19 protein-coding genes are annotated in these 16,546 nt (G+C 71.0%); 10 read left to right on the top strand and 9 right to left on the bottom strand.

The window, feature by feature from the left end; genetic code table 11:
* Nucleotides 1-109: 109 nt before the first annotated feature.
* Nucleotides 110-1,282, bottom strand: coding sequence for a 3-dehydroquinate synthase II (locus DOS48_RS20035; RefSeq protein ID WP_127117427.1), 1,173 nt, complete (start codon nucleotides 1,280-1,282; stop codon nucleotides 110-112).
* Nucleotides 1,283-1,402: 120 nt separating this feature from the next.
* Between DOS48_RS20035 and DOS48_RS20030 the strand changes: the two genes are divergently transcribed.
* Nucleotides 1,403-2,953, top strand: a complete 1,551-nt coding sequence (locus tag DOS48_RS20030) for an HTTM domain-containing protein (RefSeq protein WP_127117426.1) — start codon at nucleotides 1,403-1,405, stop codon at nucleotides 2,951-2,953.
* 101 nt (nucleotides 2,954-3,054) lie between these two features.
* The gene (locus tag DOS48_RS20025; RefSeq protein WP_127117425.1) at nucleotides 3,055-3,633 is read left to right on the top strand and encodes an NADPH-dependent FMN reductase; all 579 of its coding nucleotides are present in this window, start codon (nucleotides 3,055-3,057) and stop codon (nucleotides 3,631-3,633) included.
* A gap of 3 nt (nucleotides 3,634-3,636) precedes the next feature.
* On the opposite strand, the gene DOS48_RS20020 is transcribed toward DOS48_RS20025, so the two are convergent.
* From DOS48_RS20020 to trpC, 4 genes are all read right to left on the bottom strand, one after another.
* Nucleotides 3,637-4,428 (bottom strand): 2-amino-3,7-dideoxy-D-threo-hept-6-ulosonate synthase, encoded by a 792-nt coding sequence (locus tag DOS48_RS20020; protein WP_127117424.1) that lies wholly within the window; start codon nucleotides 4,426-4,428, stop codon nucleotides 3,637-3,639.
* An 81-nt stretch (nucleotides 4,429-4,509) separates the two neighbouring features.
* Nucleotides 4,510-5,364, bottom strand: a complete 855-nt coding sequence (gene trpA / locus DOS48_RS20015) for a tryptophan synthase subunit alpha (RefSeq protein ID WP_127117423.1) — start codon at nucleotides 5,362-5,364, stop codon at nucleotides 4,510-4,512.
* Entirely contained in the window at nucleotides 5,365-6,696 is a 1,332-nt protein-coding gene (trpB, locus tag DOS48_RS20010) for a tryptophan synthase subunit beta (protein WP_127117422.1), read from the bottom strand.
* Nucleotides 6,693-7,499 carry an indole-3-glycerol phosphate synthase gene (trpC, locus tag DOS48_RS20005; protein ID WP_127117421.1) on the bottom strand — a complete coding sequence of 269 codons (807 nt, stop codon included), beginning with the start codon at nucleotides 7,497-7,499 and terminating at the stop codon, nucleotides 6,693-6,695. Before trpC ends, trpB begins: the two co-directional genes overlap by 4 nt.
* A gap of 143 nt (nucleotides 7,500-7,642) precedes the next feature.
* Here trpC and DOS48_RS20000 point away from each other — a divergent pair, with 143 nt between their 5' ends.
* The 3 genes from DOS48_RS20000 to DOS48_RS19990 all read left to right on the top strand — a co-directional run bounded on the left by DOS48_RS20000 (nucleotide 7,643) and on the right by DOS48_RS19990 (nucleotide 9,739).
* Nucleotides 7,643-8,107, top strand: coding sequence for an MGMT family protein (locus DOS48_RS20000; protein ID WP_127117420.1), 465 nt, complete (start codon nucleotides 7,643-7,645; stop codon nucleotides 8,105-8,107).
* A 73-nt stretch (nucleotides 8,108-8,180) separates the two neighbouring features.
* Nucleotides 8,181-8,612, top strand: coding sequence for a desampylase (locus tag DOS48_RS19995; RefSeq protein ID WP_127117419.1), 432 nt, complete (start codon nucleotides 8,181-8,183; stop codon nucleotides 8,610-8,612).
* A gap of 68 nt (nucleotides 8,613-8,680) precedes the next feature.
* The gene (locus tag DOS48_RS19990; protein ID WP_127117418.1) at nucleotides 8,681-9,739 is read left to right on the top strand and encodes a YihY/virulence factor BrkB family protein; all 1,059 of its coding nucleotides are present in this window, start codon (nucleotides 8,681-8,683) and stop codon (nucleotides 9,737-9,739) included.
* A 63-nt stretch (nucleotides 9,740-9,802) separates the two neighbouring features.
* On the opposite strand, the gene cmk is transcribed toward DOS48_RS19990, so the two are convergent.
* Nucleotides 9,803-10,417 (bottom strand): (d)CMP kinase, encoded by a 615-nt coding sequence (cmk, locus tag DOS48_RS19985; RefSeq protein WP_127117417.1) that lies wholly within the window; start codon nucleotides 10,415-10,417, stop codon nucleotides 9,803-9,805.
* A gap of 170 nt (nucleotides 10,418-10,587) precedes the next feature.
* On the opposite strand from cmk, the gene DOS48_RS19980 reads away from it, so the two are divergent.
* On the top strand, nucleotides 10,588-11,355 hold the full coding sequence (locus DOS48_RS19980) for a CDP-alcohol phosphatidyltransferase family protein (RefSeq protein WP_127117416.1): 768 nt from the start codon (nucleotides 10,588-10,590) through the stop codon (nucleotides 11,353-11,355).
* Nucleotides 11,356-11,442: 87 nt separating this feature from the next.
* Here DOS48_RS19980 and DOS48_RS19975 read toward each other — a convergent pair whose 3' ends face one another.
* Complete coding sequence (locus DOS48_RS19975) at nucleotides 11,443-11,799, bottom strand: hypothetical protein (RefSeq protein ID WP_127117415.1); 357 nt, start codon at nucleotides 11,797-11,799, stop codon at nucleotides 11,443-11,445.
* A gap of 174 nt (nucleotides 11,800-11,973) precedes the next feature.
* Between DOS48_RS19975 and DOS48_RS19970 the strand changes: the two genes are divergently transcribed.
* Genes DOS48_RS19970 through DOS48_RS19955 form a run of 4 tightly spaced genes read left to right on the top strand, consistent with a single transcriptional unit; the run spans nucleotide 11,974 to nucleotide 15,266 of the window.
* On the top strand, nucleotides 11,974-13,005 hold the full coding sequence (locus DOS48_RS19970; protein WP_127117414.1) for a zinc-binding alcohol dehydrogenase: 1,032 nt from the start codon (nucleotides 11,974-11,976) through the stop codon (nucleotides 13,003-13,005).
* A 22-nt stretch (nucleotides 13,006-13,027) separates the two neighbouring features.
* A complete protein-coding gene (locus DOS48_RS19965) occupies nucleotides 13,028-13,399 on the top strand; it encodes a 6-carboxytetrahydropterin synthase (RefSeq protein ID WP_127117413.1) in 372 nt (123 codons plus the stop codon).
* Nucleotides 13,399-14,475 carry a glycosyltransferase family 4 protein gene (locus tag DOS48_RS19960; protein ID WP_127117412.1) on the top strand — a complete coding sequence of 359 codons (1,077 nt, stop codon included), beginning with the start codon at nucleotides 13,399-13,401 and terminating at the stop codon, nucleotides 14,473-14,475. The genes DOS48_RS19965 and DOS48_RS19960 overlap by 1 nt, the downstream gene beginning before the upstream one ends.
* On the top strand, nucleotides 14,472-15,266 hold the full coding sequence (locus tag DOS48_RS19955) for a class I SAM-dependent methyltransferase (RefSeq protein ID WP_127117411.1): 795 nt from the start codon (nucleotides 14,472-14,474) through the stop codon (nucleotides 15,264-15,266). The genes DOS48_RS19960 and DOS48_RS19955 overlap by 4 nt, the downstream gene beginning before the upstream one ends.
* On the opposite strand, the gene DOS48_RS19950 is transcribed toward DOS48_RS19955, so the two are convergent.
* The gene (locus tag DOS48_RS19950; RefSeq protein ID WP_127117410.1) at nucleotides 15,263-15,448 is read right to left on the bottom strand and encodes a hypothetical protein; all 186 of its coding nucleotides are present in this window, start codon (nucleotides 15,446-15,448) and stop codon (nucleotides 15,263-15,265) included. The genes DOS48_RS19955 and DOS48_RS19950 overlap by 4 nt on opposite strands.
* An 87-nt stretch (nucleotides 15,449-15,535) precedes the next feature.
* Nucleotides 15,536-16,519, bottom strand: a complete 984-nt coding sequence (locus tag DOS48_RS19945; protein WP_127117409.1) for a formyltransferase family protein — start codon at nucleotides 16,517-16,519, stop codon at nucleotides 15,536-15,538.
* Nucleotides 16,520-16,546: the final 27 nt, after the last annotated feature.

Below are 16,546 nucleotides of genomic sequence, written 5' to 3'. Positions count from 1 at the left end.
TCACTCGGTCCACGGCTCCGCCGTTCGTATTCAGTGGCCTCGCGTCCGCTCGGCCACTCGGCTCGCGGTTTCACCGCTCGCGTACGGGGCCTCGCGCTGCTCGGCCCCGCTACTTCTCGATGATGCTCTCTTCGACCGCCTCGCCGAAGTGGCGCGCCACGTCCTCGTAGTAGACGAGCGCCTCGTCGCCGACTTCGAGGTCGGTGACCGCCTTTCGCCCCTCAGCGGTCGCGACCTTCACCGTCTCGGCGTTCTGGATGAGCGTCTCGACGCGGTCGACCCCCTCGTCGGTCTCTACTTCGGCCTGCAGCCGGAACATCGGTCGCTTCTCGATTTTCACGCGCCCGACGATGGCCTCTCGCGTGTGCCCCTCGGTGTCGACCAGTTGGACCTCGTCGCCGCTCGATAGCTCGGCGAGGTAGTTCGTGCCGCCCTCCGGGTTACGGACGTACGCGTGGACAGCGCCGGCGTTCACCCGGAACGGGCGCGACTCGACGTACGGCGACTCGGCCGTCTCGGCGTGGACGAAGAACAGCCCCCGCGACATCGACCCGACCAACATCCCCTCGTCGTCGTCCATCAGCGACCCGGTGTCGATACAGACGCGGTCGGCCATCCCGGTGCGCTCGACCGCGGTCACCTCGGCGTGCTGGAGGTCCAGCGTCTCGCGGTCGGCGGCGTCGCGCGCTTCGACGGCGCCCCGAATCTCGTCGGGGGAGTCGCTGTCGAGGAGGACGCCGTCGGCGCCGATCTCGAGCGTCTCGAAGGCCGTCTGCGCCTCGGCGGCGGTCGTCGCGCCCGCGACGAGGTGCGTCTCGTCGCCGACCCGCGCGATCAGGTTTTCGAGCGGGATGATCGACCAGTCCTCGCCGATGATGACCGTGAAGTCGGCGGCGGTGGCGGCCTCCTCGGCGAACTTCTCGTACTCGGTGCCGAGAACGCGGACGTACGCGCCCTGCGCCCGGTCGTCGCGGCGGCGGATCGTCGTGAGGTCCGCCGATCCGGCGAGATCCTCGGGCATGTCGATGGTCCCGTCCCCCTCGCCGGCCTTGCCGACGAAGTACGCGTCGGCCTCGGCGTCGGCCTCGGCGTCGTCTATCACGTCCGCCTCGGAGCGGAACGCGGCGACTGAGATGTCGCCCAGCTCGCGGGCGCGCCCCACGTCCGCCTCGTCGACGAGGACCCAGTCTGCGCCCGCTTCGATGGCGGCCGTGATACGCTGTTTGCGCGTCTCCCAGTCGCCGACGTCGCCGTCGGCTTTCACCCAGACCGTGCGTGTCATTGTCGGAACCTCACGGCGGGCGGGCTTGAAAACTGCGGAAGGGTCCTGCGTTGCGGGCACGGACGCGTCGACGACAAAGCACTTATCACAGAGATAACACCGTTCGATGTACACCACCGAATGACGCGCTCAGGCCGGCACCTCTCGAACGCGCGGTCTCGATACGCCGCGGTCCGCGAGTCGCTCGGCGAGCGCGCCGCACCGTTTCTCGGGATCGATCCGCGAGCGCTCGGCGCGTTCCGTATCGCGCTGGCGCTCGTCCTGCTGTGGGACCTGCTCGTCTACCGGCTTCCCGGCGTGAGCGCGTTCTACACGGACGGTGGCGTCCTCCCGCGCTCGACGCTCGCAGAGGCGTTTCCGCTGTTAGAGGCCGTCTCGATCCACGCGCTGTCCGGCTCGGCGTGGGCGCAGACGGGGCTGCTCGCGCTCGCGGCGTGTGCCGCCGTCTGCCTGCTCGTCGGCTATCGAACGCGGCTGGCAGCGGTCGTCTCGCTAATCCTGCTCGCGTCGCTGTACGCCCGGAACCCCTACGTGATCAACGGGGGGAACACGGTTCTGGTCGTGGTTCTCTTCGTCAGCCTCTCGCTCCCGCTCGACGCGCGCTGGTCGCTCGGGGCGGGCCGCCGGAGCGGCGAGACCGACCGAGCCGACGACGACGCGGACCCGCGGCGCTGTTCGGTCGGCACGGCCGTCACGCTCCTGACGCTCGTGTCGATTTACACGGTCAACGCGGTCGCCAAGTACCGGAGCGACGCGTGGATGTCGGGCGGCGCGGTCGCCCAGATATTCCAGTTGTCGGAGTTCGTCGTGCGATTCGGGCCGTTCGTCGCGGAACACGCCGCGATCCTCGAAACCGTCAACTGGCTCTGGACCGCGCTCCTGTCGGCGTCCGTGCTGTTGGTCGTCGCGACCGGTCGGCTCAGGACCGGGGTCGTCCTCGCGTTCGTCTCGGCACACCTCGGCATGGCCGCGACGATGCGGCTCGGCGTGTTCCCGTTCGTGATGATCTCGATCCTCCTGTTGTTTCTCCCGCCCGGCGTCTGGACGCTCTTCGAGTCCGTCACGCCGACGCTCCGCGGTTCGTCTCGCCCCGCGGAGGCGGACTCCGCCTACCGAGGCGACGGCGGGAGCGCGGCCGGGCCCGAGCGCCGCGGCGACGGGTCCGCGACCGACGCGGCGCCCCGGTCGAGGGGTCGCCGGGCGATTCGAGGGGGGTCGACCCTGCTTCTCGTGGGCTTCTTCGTCGCCCTCGTGTGGTGGCAGGCCGCGGGGGTCGGGCTCGTCGACCTCCCGGCCTCGGAGTCGGACGGCGGGCTCTCGGAGGTGAGCTGGTCGTTCTTCGCGCCGAACACGCCCGACGGCTCCAACTGGTACGTCGTCCGCGGGACGCTCGAATCGGGCGACGCGATCGACCTGCGCGACGGCGGCGCGGTCACCTACGACCGCCCGCCAGACGCGGCGGAGACGTATCCGTCCACGCTCTGGCACCAGTTCGGATTCAGGATGAAAAGCGCCGGAGCCGATCGGTACCGGCCGCTGGCGGCGTACGCCTGTGAGCAGTCGGACCGCAACGTGACCGCCGTGACCGTCTTCCACGTCGAACAGCCGGTCGATCCCGACGGGCCGGTAGGTGACCCGGTGACGGAGGAGAAGGTGCGGGTCGCCTGCTGAGAGGGATCGTCGTCGCGGGCGGAGCGTCGGGGGGTGCGGGATGTCCCGAGCGGTGCGGGGCGCCCCGAGCGTTTTACCGTGGCTGGCGCGTCGTGCGGACCATGTCCGACTCACCGCACGTCGTCGGTATCGCCGGCAGCCTCCGAGACGAGAGTTACACTCGCCTCGGCGTCGGTCGCGCGCTCGACGGCGTCCGCCGTGCGGGGGGAACCGCCGAACTGATCGACCTCCGAGCGTACGACCTCCCGACGTACGACGCCGACGCCGACGAGGCGGGGGACGCGGGCGAATTTAAAAGGCTCGTTCGCGAGGCCGACGCGGTCCTCCTCGGGACGCCGGTGTATCACGGCTCGTACTCGTCCGCGCTGAAGGCGGCGCTCGACTACTGCGGCTTCGAGGAGTTCGAAGACGAGACGGTCGGGCTGCTCGCGGTCGCCGGCGGCGGGTTCCCGGTGACGGCGCTAGAACACCTCCGGTCCGTCTGTCGCGCGCTCAACGCGTGGGTGATCCCCCATCAGGTGGCCGTCCCCCGCGCCCACGCGCAGTTCGAGGCCGGCGACGTCGTCGACGACGCCCTCGACGACCGGGTGCTCACGCTGGGGCGTCGCGCGGTACAGTACGCCGACATCGAGCCGGACCCGGACTCGTTCGAGTCCGGACAGAACGTCGGCGCCGAGTGAGTCTTACGCCTCGACGAAGCCGCCGGCCCGGAGCGCCTCGTCGACGCTCGCGTCGTCGTGGATGACCGCCGACACCGCGCGGGCGATCCCTTCGGGGTCCTCGTGCTGGAAGATAGACCGCCCCATCGACACGCCGGCGGCGTTGCCGTCCATCGCGCCGCGGACCATCTCGATGGTGTCGCGGTCCGTACCCCGCGACCCGCCGGCGATGACGACCGGGAGCCGAGTGGACTCGGTGACGCGAGCGAAGGAGTCGCCATCGCCGGAGTAGCCGGTTTTCACTACGTCGGCGCCGACCTCCTCGGCGAGCCGGACCGCGTGGCCCAGCGACTCGGGGTCGGTCTCGTCGACGCCCTCGCCGCGCGCGTACGCCATCGCGAGGACCGGCATGCCGAGCCGCGAGGCCTCGGCGGTCAGTTGCGAGAGGTCCTCGATCTGGTCCGGCTCGTGTTCGGAGCCGACGTTGATGTGGAACGAGACGGCGTCGGCGCCCGCGCGCACCGCGTCCTCGGCGGTGCCGGTGACGCGTTTGTCCTGTTCGTCGGGACCGATGGTCGTCGACCCGTTGACGTGGACGATGTAGCCCGCGTCGTTTTTGTGCTCGTGGACGCGCGGCGCGATGCCGCGCTGCGTGAGGACGGCGTCCGCGCCGCCGCTCGTCACGCCGTCTATCGTCGACTCGATGTCGACGAGCCCCTCGACGGCGCCCATCGTGAGCCCGTGGTCCATCGGGACGATGAGGTACTTGTCGTTCGTGGAGATGCGGTCGAGTCGTGCCGAGAGTCCTGCTGTCATAGTGGTACGGTCGTTGTGTGAGAGTGTGGCAATCGAAGGTAAGTGGGTTTCGTTCGGGGACGTATTGACTTCAAGCGGCGGCTACCGCGACTCCACGGCCTCGGTGCGGGCCGCCTGACCCCGTTCCGCGCCCGCGGTCAGCTCCCGCGAGAGGGCTTCGAGGCGGTCGGCGACCGCCTCGGTCGACAGGTCGTTTTCGACGCCCTCGGCGACGATGTCGACCAGCGCCGACCCGACGATGATCCCGTCTGCGCCGCCGGCGACGATGCGTTCGGCGTGGTCGCCGGCCGAGATGCCGAAGCCGACGGCCTTCGGCACGTCGTACTCGCGCAGTCGGTCGAGGCTGCTCGTGGTCTGGTCGGAGACGTCGTCGCGCGCGCCGGTCGTCCCGAGCCGCGCCTGCACGTAGACGTACCCCGACACCTGTCCCATGATCCGGTCGAGGCGGTCGCCCACCGTGGTCGGGGCGACGATGAACACGAGGTCGAGGCCGAACTCGTCGCAGGCCTCCCGCAGCGGGTCGGCCTCTTCCGCCGGTAGGTCCGGGACGACGAGCCCCTCGATCCCGGCCGCGGCGGCGCGCTCGACGAAGGGGCGGGGGCCGTCGGCCTCTCCGTACTGATAAATCAGGTTGTAGTAGGTCATGCAGACGAGCGGCGCCTCCACGTCCACCTCCTCGGCGAACTCGAAGAACCGACCGGGTGTCATCCCGCCGTCGAGCGAGCGCACGAGGGCGCCCTGGATCGTCGGCCCCTCCGCGATCGGTTCCGAGAAGGGGAGTCCCAACTCGATCACGTCGGCGCCGCCGCGGTCGAGCGCCTCGACGTACGCCTTCGACGACTCGTAGTCCGGGTCGCCGACGGCGAGGTACGGGATATAGGCGGGGCCGTCGTCGAACGCGGCCGCGATGGCGGCCGAGTTGCCCGTCTCCGCCATTCAGATCCCCCCCGTGAACATCGACATATCGGGCGCTTCTTCGATGTCGCGTTTGTCGGTCTCCTCGATGGCGGCGTCCAGATCCTTGTCGCCGCGCCCCGAGACGTTCACGACGACGCGCTCGCCGAGCTCCTCGTGGTGTTCCTCCAGGAACCCGAACGCGTGGGCGGTCTCTAACGCGGGGATGATCCCTTCGGTCGACGAGAGCCGGTGGAACCCTTCGAGCGCCGCGTCGTCGTCGACGGCGACGGGGTTCACCCGTCCCTCGTCGACGAGGTACGCGAGTTCGGGGCCGACGCCGGCGTAGTCGAGCCCGGACGAGATGGAGTGGCTCTCCATGATCTGGCCGTCAGAGTCCTGGAGCAGTTTGGTGCGCGCCCCGTGGAGAACCCCCTCCGCGCCGGCGTACAGCGACGCCGAGTTCGGGGCGACGCCGGTCTCCTCGTTGACTTCGAGCGTCGAGCCGCCGGCCTCGACCGCGTGGAGCGCGACCGACTCGTCGTCGACGAAGCCGGCGAACGTGCCCATCGTGTTCGAGCCGCCGCCCGCGCAGGCGACCACGTCGGTCGGCAGGTCGCCCAGCTTCGCCATCGACTGCTTGCGCGCCTCCTCGGCGATGACCGCCTGGAAGTCGCGGACCATCACCGGGAACGGGTGCGGACCGACGACCGACCCGATGATGTAGTGGGTGTTCTCGACGGTGGTCGCCCAGTCGCGCATCGTCTCCGAGATGGCCTCCTTCAATGTGCCTCGCCCGGCGGTGACCGGGTTCACCTCGGCGCCGTTGAGCTTCATCCGGAAGACGTTGGGGCGCTGGCGGTTGATGTCGCGCTCGCCCATGTAGATCTCGCAGGGCATATCGAGGTGGGCGGCCGCCATCGCGGTCGCGGTGCCGTGTTGGCCGGCGCCGGTCTCCGCGATGATCCGCTCTTTGCCCATGTACTTCGCGAGCAGCGCCTGTCCGAGCGCGTTGTTCAGCTTGTGTGCCCCACCGTGGAGCAGGTCTTCGCGTTTGAGGTACACCTCGCGGTCGTACCGCTCGGAGAGCCGGTCGGCGCGCTGGAGCGGCGTCGGTCGCCCCCCGAAGTCCGCGAGCCGCTCGCGGAACTCGTCCATGAACCCGTCCTCGTTGTTGAGGACGTACCGGTGGTAGGCGTCGGACAGTTCCTCGATGGCGGGCATCAGCGCCTCGGGGACGTACTGGCCCCCGTAGCGTCCGAACTTCCCGTCCTCGCGGCCGCGCTCGCGACCGGGCCGTCGCGACGGCGTCGCCGCGTCGGCCGCGTCTCCCGCGCTCGTCGCCTCGCTCGTCGTGGATTCCGTCTCGCTCATGTGGATGTCTCCGTGGTGTCTGGGGTGTCCCGCTCGTCGGTCGTCGCTCGCGTCAGCGCTCGCGCGTTCGCCGTCACGTCGCCGTCCATGATCGCGCTGCCGACGAGGAGGGCGTCGGCGCCGGCGGCGCGCATTCGTCGGACGTCGGCCGGCGAGCCGATCCCGCTTTCAGCGATGAGGGTCACGTCGTCTGGAACATGGGGCGCCACCGACTCGAACGTTTCGAGGTCGACGACCAGTTCGGCGAGGTCGCGGTTGTTCACGCCGACGATCGTCGCGCCCGCGTCGATCGCTCGCTCCAACTCGTCGCGGTCGTGGACTTCGACGAGGACCTGGAAGCCCCGGTCGCGCGCGGCGGCGAGCAGGTCCGCGAGGTCGTCGCCGACGAACCGGGCGATGAGCAGGATCACGTCGCTCTCGACGGCGTCGAGCTGCGACTCGTCGACGACGAAGTCCTTCCGGAGGACGGGCACGTCGACGGCCTCGCGCACCCGTTCGAGCGTCTCGACGCTCCCGCCGAAGTGCGCGGGCTCGGTGAGGACGCTCAGCGCGGCCGCGCCCCCGGCGACCATCCCCTTCGCGAGCGTCACCGGGTCGTCGTCGCGGGTGCCGTCCGTCGTCGGGCTCGTGGGCTTGATTTCGGCGATGAGCGGAACGCGTCCGTCGGCCGCGGCCCGGTCGAACGCCGCCCGCAGGTCGCGGGGGTCGACGCTGACCGCGCCGGATCGGCCCTCGGCCGCCCGGTCGCGAGCGGCGGACAGGATCGATCTGACCGCCGGGGCCAACTCGGTTTGATCCTCCATTAGTGTACACTAATGCACGTATCTGTTCATAAGACTTGCGGGCACCGACAGCGATTCGCGAGCGGGCGGCGAGAAATGGGTGGCGGCGCGCGAACCCCGGCCGCCTCCGGATTATTTAACCACCCCGGTGACAGTGTGTGTCCATGGACACGACGGGGACGACGGGCGTCTTCGCCCGCGAGGTCGACGGAGTCGGGCGGGCGATCGAGGTCGGATTCGCCGGCGGGCGGGTCATCTCGGTGTCGTTTCCGGCCACGGCGCCGGCGGACGCGGACGACGACCACGACCTGCTCGACCGGATCGAGGCGTTCCTCGACGGCGAGCGCGACGCGCTCGGCGATGTCGCCACCGGGCTCACGGTCCCGACCGACCGCCGCGCGGTCCTCGAAGCGCTCGAAACGATTCCGTACGGCGAGGAGGTGTCGGTGAGTCGCCTGACCCGGCTGGCCGCGCTCGACGCCGACGACGCCGACGACCTCGAACTGGTCACCGACGCGCTCCGGGAGAACCCGATTCCGATCCTCTTCCCGGACCACCGCGTGCAGGGCGGCCCGTACGCCACCCCGAGCGACGTGCGCGCGGCGTTCCGACGCGCAGAGGGTTTATAAACCGGATCGCGGCGCGCGACGCCGACCGGCACGACCCCAACCGGCACGACCCCGACCGACCCACGCACTCACCATGATCGAACTCTCGCGGCCAACCTACGACCACATCGTCGCCCACGCCCGCGACGGCGGCGCGTTGGAGGTCTGCGGCCTCCTCGCCGGCGTCCGCGGGGGAGACGGCGAGCCGAGCGTGGCCACCGAAGCGTACGCGGCCGAGAACGTCGCCGAAACACCCCAAACGCGGTACGCGATGGACGCCGAAGAGCAGCTGGAGCTCATCGAGCGGGCGGAGGCCGCGGGCCTCGACGTGGTCGGGTTCTACCACTCACACCCGGCCGGTCCGACCCGCCCGAGCCAGACGGACGCCGAGCGAGCGACGTGGCCGGGGCACTCGTACGTGATCTGCGCGCTCGACGGCGCACCGTTCGTCGGGTCGTGGCGGTGGCGCGGAGCCGACGGGTTCGAACAGGAGACGGTCGCGGTGCGGGGCGACCGGGAGGAGTGACGGGCGACGAGCGGCGTGTCGCCGGCGTCCGTGCGTAGGTTGATACCCGCGAGCGTCGACTACGACTCATGCAAACCCACCGAAGGCGGGGGGAGGAACTCCTCCGCGCGGTCGTCCACGAGGTCCGCGTCGAGAAGCTCACGTTCGTCGCCGGATCCATCGCGTACCACGCGTTCATCTCGATTCTCCCGCTCATCTTGCTGGTCGTGACCCTGCTACAGCAGACGCAAAACACCGCGTTACAGGACTCCATCATCGGACTCATGCAGGCGGTGCTCACGGCCGAGGCGAGCGCGCTCATCCAGCAGGGGCTCTCCGAGGCGGATGCGTCCGTCTCACTGCTCGGCGCGGCGTTCCTCGTCTGGGGCGCCCTGCGGATCTTCCGCGGGATGGACACCGCGTTCTCGGACATCTACGAGACGGAGGCGGAGAACACGTTCGCCGACCAGCTCAGCGACGGACTGGTGTTGCTCGCGACGGTGACGCTCTCGATAGTCGCCGCGAGCGTGATCGGGAGCCGCCTTCCCGCGACCGGGGCGGGCGTCGGCGGGACGGCCTTCCGAACCCTCACGACCGTCGTCGGGCTGTTCGTCGTCTTCTATCCGATGTACTACATTTTCCCGGACACCGACGTCTCCGCGCGGGAGGTCCTCCCCGGCGCGGCGTTCGCGGCCGTCGGCGTCGCGACCGCTCAGGTCGTGTTCACGCTCTTTAAGAGCGGCGCGACCGGCGGCAACCTCGTCGCGAGCATCCTCGTCTTGTTGACCTGGCTGTACATCATCGGCCTGCTGTTGTTGGTCGGCGCGGCGATCAACGCGGTGTTCTCGAACCGCTCCAGCGACGTCGACGTGGACCCCGTGTTCGGCGGGGTTCCCCGGTGGTCGCGGGCCGACGACGGCGCCGTAGATCGGGCCGAACTCGTCGAACGGCTGGAGGCGGTCGTCGCGGAAGTCGCCGAGACGGACGCCGGCGTCGTGATCGAGTTCGACGACGGCGTGTGCGTCGAACTGGGGACGCCACACACGGCGAGCGTCGGCCGGACGTCCGGCGTCTTCGGCCTCGACCGGGCCGTCAGCCTCACGCTCCACTGGTGGGCAAAGGAGTCGGCGAACGCGGAACGCGAGTAGGACCCCGCGGTCGGTGTTTATAACCAAGCGACCCGCGGCGACCACGCGGACCGGCGCGCCCGGTCAGATTTCGAAGTCGGGCGTGTCGAACGCGCCCTCGTCGGCCTCGATGTCGTAGTTCTCGATGGCCGTGAGGGCGAGTTCCAGCGTCGACTCGGCGTCCCAGCGGCCGGTGTTGATCGCCAGGTCGTAGATCGACCGGTCCGAGAGATCGATACCGTAGTACGACTGGTAGCGCTGCTCTTCGATCACCTCGCGCACCTGCATCTCGGAGGTCATCTCCTCGCGGTCGAGCGTCCGGTCGGCGCGCACCTCGTCGGGCGCGTCGAGCCAGATCCGCATGTCGGCGCGGTTGCCGGCGATCCAGCCCGCGAGCCGCGATTCGAGCACGAACGCCTTGTTCGCGGTGCCCCACTTCTCGGCGATCCGGCGGAGGCGCTCGTCCAGCGCCCGGTCGATCTCCTCGGACTCGCCCGTCTTCGCGATCAGCTGTGAGAGGCTCATGTCTCGCTCCGCGGCGATCTCGCGGAACAGTTCGCCGCCCGAGACGAAGCCGCAGTCGAGCGTCGCCGCGAGCTCTTCCACCAGCGTCGTCGCGCCGCAGCCCGGCGGCCCCGAGACCGTTATGAAGAGGTTCCGGTCGATATCGCGCTCCGTCGACGCCGAGGGTGTACTCATACGTGGGCGCCACGGACGGACCCCGGATAAACGGGCCGGTTCGGGCGAGTTCGAGTCGCGTCGGTCGATCGCGGCACGGCCGACGGGCGGTTCGTCTGCTCCCGTCCCCCGGCCGTGCAGCGATCTGCGAGACCGGAACACCGAACTGTGCGCGCGCCATCAGCGGTCGTATGCCGAGCGCCGACGCGCCCGACCGCGCCGACCATTCGCGCCTCCGACGGCGGTTTCTCGGAGCGGTCGCCGCCGGCGCGCTCGGCCTCGTCGCGCTCCGGCCGCTCTTCGGCGGGCGGTGGCTGCTCGGCGCGGCGCCGGTCGGCCTGTACCTGGCGGTGTACGCCGGAAGCAACCTGACTGCGAACCGGGCGCCGGGTGCCGCTCGCGCCCGCTCGACGCTCGGGGCCGCGAACGCCATCACGCTGTTCCGCGGGTGGCTCCTCGCCGTCCTCGCGGGAGCGCCGCTCGGGTCGGCGCCGAACCGGTGGGTGCCGGTCGCGCTGTTCTGCGTCGCCGTGTCGCTCGACGCGGTCGACGGGGCGGTCGCGAGGCGGACCCGCGAGACAGTCCTCGGCGCACGACTCGACGCGGCGGTCGACGCCCTCGCGGTCCTCGTCGGCGGGGTCGTCGCGGTCGGGGGCGGGGCGCTTCCGGCGTGGTACCTCGTCGCCGGCGGCGTCTGGTACGCCTACGCGGGGTCGCTGTGGCTCCGGAAGCGCGCCGGCGAACCGACCTACGAACTCCCGCCGAGCCGCGTCCGCGGACCGATCGGTATCGCGCAGTTTCTCGTCGTCGCCGCGGGGCTGGCTCCCGGTATCGGCGGCCGACCGCTCGCGGCGGTCGCGGGCGTCGCGCTGGCGGTCCTCCTCGCGAGTTTCGTCCGCGACTGGGCGGCCGCGACCGGGCGGTTGGGACGCGACGACCCGCCTATCGCTCCCGAGTGATCGGGCGGGCGGGTCGTCGGAGCGAAACGGTCACAGAAGCAAACGGTCACAGGAGCAAATGGTCACAGAAGCCGCCGTCGGTCGCCCTTACGTCTCTCGGCGAAGCAACACGATCAGCGCCGCGATCAGGACGACCTGCGCGCCCTTGTCGACGGCGTGACCCGCGGGTATCGGCGGCACGTCGTTCAGCAGGTACCACAAGACGATCTGCCCGCCCGTGAAGGGGATCCCGAGCAGGTAGACGAGCCGGGGACGGTACGCCACGAGCACCGCGGCGATCCCGAGCGCGAACCCCGCGGTCGCGAACAGGAACGACACACCGAACACGCCGCCGATCTGCACCCCGGTCACGAGGTGGTACACGCCCGTGACGGCGGCGGCGGCGATCCCGACCCAGTGGACCGGCGTCAGGGCGTCGAAGTCGATATTGTCGGTGAGTGCCATGTTCACGTTTGGTATGGTTCCCCGGTCCCTTAGGTGTGCCCGTGGCGTCCGCCGCGTCTCCGACACCACCGCCCGCACGCGCACACCACGTCACCGAACATCCAATAGGCACCGGCCTCAATAAAGTGCTATGCCGTCTCATATCTATCTCGCCCCGCGGACGGCGGAGGGTTCGTGAACGTGGGTGCCGCCCGCGCGATCGAGTTCTCGGCCTCTCGCGAGGTCGACGTGGTCGACGTCGACCCGCCGGCGCCCGACCGCGGCGAAGTCCTCGTCGAGACGACGGTGTCGGCCGTCAGCGCGGGGACGGAACTGCTCGCGTACCGCGGCGACCTCGACCCCGAGACCGCCGCCGACGAGGCGCTCGAAGCGCTCTCCGGCGATCTCTCGTACCCCCTCCGGTACGGCTACTCGGTGGTCGGGACCGTCGCCGCCGTCGGCGACGGCGTCGACCCCTCGTGGCGCGGCGAGACCGTGTTCGGTTTTAACCCCCACGAGGGCCGGTTTCTCGCCTCCACCGAGGAGTTACAGCCGGTCCCGGACGGGATCGGTCCCGAGACCGCGGCGCTTTTCGCCAACACCGAGACCGCGGTCAACTTCGCGCTCGACGGGGCGCCCCGGATCGGCGAGCGCATCGCCGTGTTCGGGCAGGGCGTCGTCGGCCTGCTGACGACCGCGCTCCTCTCGCGGTCGCCGGCGGCGGACGTCGTCGCCGTCGAGCCCAGAGCGGACCGCCGCGCCCTGGCCGACGCGCTCGGCGCCGACGCCACCGTCGATCCCTCGGCCGTCGACGCGAGCGAGGCGCTCCGCGATCGCACCGGCGGCGTCGACCTCGCGGTCGAGGTGAGCGGTCGCCCCGAGACGCTCGAAACCGCCGTGGAGGCGACCCGCTTCGGCGGCCGCGTCCTCGTCGGGTCGTGGTACGGGACGAAGCGCGCCGAGATCGGGTTCGGCGACCACTTCCACCGGGGGCGCGTGGCCGTCGAGAGCAGCCAGGTCTCGACCATCGCCCCCGAGCTTCGCGGCCGGTGGGACGCCGACCGCCGCCGCGAGACGGCCTGGCGCGAACTCCGCCGGCTCCAAGCCGAAGACCGCATCGCCGACCGGCTCGTGACCGACCGATTCGACGTCGAGGAGGCGCCCGCCGCGTACCGCCGGCTCGCTGACGACGCCGAACCGACCGTCCAGGTACTGTTCACCTACTAACCCCGCTCTCACGCCGCAACACATGTACGCGCTCACCGTCTCCGAACCGTTCGTCGCACAGCACTTCCTGACCGTCCCGAGCCCGCCGCCGGAGGAGGCGGCGCTCCACTCACACGCCTTCGAGGCCGAAGTGACCTTCCGCGGGTCGACGCTCGGCGAGTACGGCTACCTCCTCGACATCGACGTAGCGACCGCGCGGGTCGCCGAGGCGGTCGACGCGTACCGCGACGAGACGCTCAACGACCGGCTCGAAGGGAACCCGAGCGTCGAGCGGCTCGCGCGCGCCCTGTTCGACCGGCTCGCTGACATCGACGCCCCGGCGGTCGAGGAGCTGACCGTCGCCGTCCACGAGGACGACACGGCCCGCGTCTCCTACACCGGGTCGCTTCGGTGATGCACGTCGGCCTCGTCGTCGCCGGCGACATCGACAGCCGGTCGGGCGGGTTCTACTACGACCGGCGGCTTCGCGACCGCCTCCGCGAGCGCGGCCACGAGGTGACGGTGTGTTCGCTCCCGTGGCGGTCGTACGCGCGACAGCTCGCGGACTCGCTCCGAGCGCGCCGGATCGCGGCGCAGCTCGACGGGGTGGGCGCCGACGTGCTCGTCGAAGACGGGCTCGCGCACCCCTCGCTCGTCGCCGCGAACCGCCTCCTGGAGACTCCCACCGTGGCGCTCGTACACATGCTCGCCTCGCGGGCTCGCGAGGGCGTCGCTCGCCGCGTCGTCCGGCGGATCGAGGGCCGGTTCCTCGCCGGCGTCGACGCCGCGATATACAACTCGACGGCGACCCGCGAGGGGGCCGAGTCCCTCGGTGGGCCGCAAGTCGGCGTCGTCGCGCCGCCCGCGGGAGACCGCTTCGCGCCGTCGCCGTCGGGGCCGGAAATCCGCGAGCGCGCCGCCGCGGGGCCGCTCAGGCTCGTCTTCCTCGGCAACGTCGTCGAGCGAAAGGGGCTGGCCGCGCTCGTCGCGGGACTGGCCGGCGTCGAGCGGGCGCCGGACCGCGACGTGGACTGGCGGCTCACCGTCGTCGGGGACACCGGAGTCGATCCGGGGTACGTCGAGCGCGTCCGGGGACTGGCCGCCGAGGCGGGGATCGCCGGGCGGATCCGGTTCACCGGGCGGCTCGCGGACGACGCGGTCGCGGCGCGGCTCCGGGAGGCGCACGTCCTCGCCGTCCCCTCGCGCTACGAGCCGTTCGGCATGGCGCAGTTGGAGGCGATGGGGTTCGGCTGCGTCCCGCTCGCCTCGACCGCCGGCGGCACCGGCGAGTTCGTCGCCGACGGCGAGTCAGGCTTCCTCGTCCCCCCGGACGACGCGGACGCCGTCACGGACCGCATCCGCCGCCTCGACGACCGCGAGCGGCTGGCCGAGATGGCGGTCGCTGCCCGCCGCGCCTACGAGGCGTGGCCGACCTGGCCCGAGACGCTCGACGCGGCCGTCGACTTCTTAAAAGGGGTGCCGTCGCGATGACGGGCGAAGGCGGCTCGGAGGTGGACCACGCGACGTACCTCGACGCGAAGCGGGCATTGGACGACCGGTCGCTGAACCGCGACGTGCTCGACGCGTTCGGCGCCGCGCTCCCCGCCGAGCCGACCGTACTGGAGGTCGGCGCGGGCACGGCCACGATGGTCGAGCGGCTCGTCGAGTGGGGGGTCGTCGACGGCGGCCGGTGGGTCGCGGTCGACGCGCACGATGCGGCGCTCGCGGCCGGCCGCGACCGGCTCGGGGACCGGGTGGGCGACGTCGCGATGACGTACCGCGTCGCCGACGCGTTCGAGTTCGCGGCCGAGGCCGCCGAAGCGGGCGAGCGGTTCGACGCCGTCGTCGGCTGCGCGTTCTTCGACGTGGTCGACGCCGCCCCCGCGGTCGACGCGCTCTCCGCCGTCGCTCCCGTTGCGTACGCGCCGATCACGTACGACGGGGAGACGACGCTCGCGCCGGCGGACCCGGCCGACGACGCCGTGTTGGCGGCGTACCACCGACACATGCGAGACCGGCGTCCGGGCGGGCCGGACGGGGCGGAGGCGTTGGCGGACGCGGCCGCCGAGACGGTCGCGAGCGGGCCGTCGGCGTGGCGGATCGAGCCGCCGTACTCGCCCGGCGACCGGACCGTCCTCGCGCACCTCCTCGACACCATCGAGTCGGCGGTCGGCGAGGTCGGGTACGACGCGAGCGACTGGGCCGCGCGGCGCCGCGCGGCGATGGCGGCCGACGAACTCGCCTACCGCGCCGCGAACCGCGACCTCCTCGTCCGTTTTTAACTACCCGGCACGGACGGCGGCACCTGCGGGAGCGCGTCGAGCAGCGCGACGGTGTAGTAGACGAACACCGCGGTCGCCGCGATGGCCAGCAGGACCAGGAAAAGCAGGATCATGCGCTCGTCGCTCCTGACGACCGCGCTCGCGTCGGCGACGAACTGCGACGGGCTTCGGCGGGGACGCATCGCTGTTCGGTTGTACGGCGAGTGATAAATAGCGTGGGGCGGCCGCGACCGGGTTCGGCCGGGCCTTGCGGTCGAATCCGACCCCGGTCAGTCGCTGCCGGCGGTCGGCGTCTGCGAGTCTGATAAGGGCTCGCCGTCGACCGGCTCGTCCGGGTTCGCGTCGATGGCGGCGTCGCTGAGCCCCAGTTGGGCGTCCACGTCGGCGTCCTCGCGCACGTGGACCGTCCCCCGGTGGATCGCGATGGCGTCCGCGAGGTGGAGCCGGACGGCGTCGAGCAACACGTCGGCTTCGAGCGGTTGTCCGCGACGCTTGATCTCGTCGACGCCGGCGCCGGCGGGCACGTCGAAGGCGCGCTGTGCGATCACCGGCCCCTGATCGAGGTCGGTGGTGACGTAGTGGGCGGTGACGCCGGCGACCCGGACGCCGGCGTCGTTGGCCTGTCGGTACGCCTCCGCGCCGGGGAACGCCGGCAGAAGCGAGGGGTGGACGTTGATGATCCGGCCCTCGTAGCGGAAGACGACCTCCGGCGAGAGGATGCGCATGTAGCGGGCTAACGCGATGAGGTCGATCTCGTACTCGGCCAGCAGGTCGAGCAGGCGCTCTTCGTCCGTGTTGCCGTTGCCGTCGCCGACGTCGTAAAAGGGCTTGTCGTAGCGCTCCGCGAGCGAGCGGAGGTCGCCGCGGTTGCCGATCACGACCGGAATCTCGGCGCCCTCGCCGTCGTCGACGAGGTCGCCGTTGGCCTCGGCCTCAAGGAGGGCCTCGGGCGCGTGCGTCTCCTTCGTCACGAGGAGCGCGATCCGGCGGGCGTCGCGGTCGCTCGGGAACCGGACCTGGATGTCGACGCCGAGTTCGCGGCTGAGTTCGGCGAGCGCGCGCCGGAGTTCGTCTCGCGAGGTCTCCATCTCCGAGGCGTCGACGCGGGTCGTCATCCGGAAGACGCCCTCGCGGACCGCCTGGTCGAGGTCCTCGATGTTGATTCCCCGCTCGAACAGCAGGGAGGTGACTCGCGCGATGAGGCCGGTCTTGTCTCCTCCGACGACCGTAATTTCGGTTAGTTCGCGGGTCATGCGACGATCACCTCCGCAAGTTCGAAC

The organism is Halorubrum sp. PV6 (genome assembly GCF_003990725.2).
Classification (GTDB): domain Archaea; phylum Halobacteriota; class Halobacteria; order Halobacteriales; family Haloferacaceae; genus Halorubrum.
Note: the sequence above shows the minus strand (reverse complement) of the source record. Positions and strands in the feature narration are given on the sequence as shown.

Coding starts and splice junctions, on each gene's coding strand:
- cmk (WP_127117417.1), bottom strand. CDS start 10,417: ATGAGTACACCCTCGGCGTCGACGGAGCGCGATATCGACCGGAACCTC.
- trpB (WP_127117422.1), bottom strand. CDS start 6,696: ATGAGCGAGACGGAATCCACGACGAGCGAGGCGACGAGCGCGGGAGAC.
- DOS48_RS19990 (WP_127117418.1), top strand. CDS start 8,681: ATGCAAACCCACCGAAGGCGGGGGGAGGAACTCCTCCGCGCGGTCGTC.
- DOS48_RS19975 (WP_127117415.1), bottom strand. CDS start 11,799: ATGGCACTCACCGACAATATCGACTTCGACGCCCTGACGCCGGTCCAC.
- DOS48_RS19950 (WP_127117410.1), bottom strand. CDS start 15,448: ATGCGTCCCCGCCGAAGCCCGTCGCAGTTCGTCGCCGACGCGAGCGCG.
- DOS48_RS20035 (WP_127117427.1), bottom strand. CDS start 1,282: ATGACACGCACGGTCTGGGTGAAAGCCGACGGCGACGTCGGCGACTGG.
- DOS48_RS20030 (WP_127117426.1), top strand. CDS start 1,403: ATGACGCGCTCAGGCCGGCACCTCTCGAACGCGCGGTCTCGATACGCC.
- DOS48_RS19945 (WP_127117409.1), bottom strand. CDS start 16,519: ATGACCCGCGAACTAACCGAAATTACGGTCGTCGGAGGAGACAAGACC.
- DOS48_RS20025 (WP_127117425.1), top strand. CDS start 3,055: ATGTCCGACTCACCGCACGTCGTCGGTATCGCCGGCAGCCTCCGAGAC.
- DOS48_RS20000 (WP_127117420.1), top strand. CDS start 7,643: ATGGACACGACGGGGACGACGGGCGTCTTCGCCCGCGAGGTCGACGGA.
- DOS48_RS19960 (WP_127117412.1), top strand. CDS start 13,399: ATGCACGTCGGCCTCGTCGTCGCCGGCGACATCGACAGCCGGTCGGGC.
- trpA (WP_127117423.1), bottom strand. CDS start 5,364: ATGGCGGAGACGGGCAACTCGGCCGCCATCGCGGCCGCGTTCGACGAC.
- trpC (WP_127117421.1), bottom strand. CDS start 7,499: ATGGAGGATCAAACCGAGTTGGCCCCGGCGGTCAGATCGATCCTGTCC.
- DOS48_RS19955 (WP_127117411.1), top strand. CDS start 14,472: ATGACGGGCGAAGGCGGCTCGGAGGTGGACCACGCGACGTACCTCGAC.
- DOS48_RS19980 (WP_127117416.1), top strand. CDS start 10,588: ATGCCGAGCGCCGACGCGCCCGACCGCGCCGACCATTCGCGCCTCCGA.
- DOS48_RS19995 (WP_127117419.1), top strand. CDS start 8,181: ATGATCGAACTCTCGCGGCCAACCTACGACCACATCGTCGCCCACGCC.
- DOS48_RS20020 (WP_127117424.1), bottom strand. CDS start 4,428: ATGACAGCAGGACTCTCGGCACGACTCGACCGCATCTCCACGAACGAC.
- DOS48_RS19965 (WP_127117413.1), top strand. CDS start 13,028: ATGTACGCGCTCACCGTCTCCGAACCGTTCGTCGCACAGCACTTCCTG.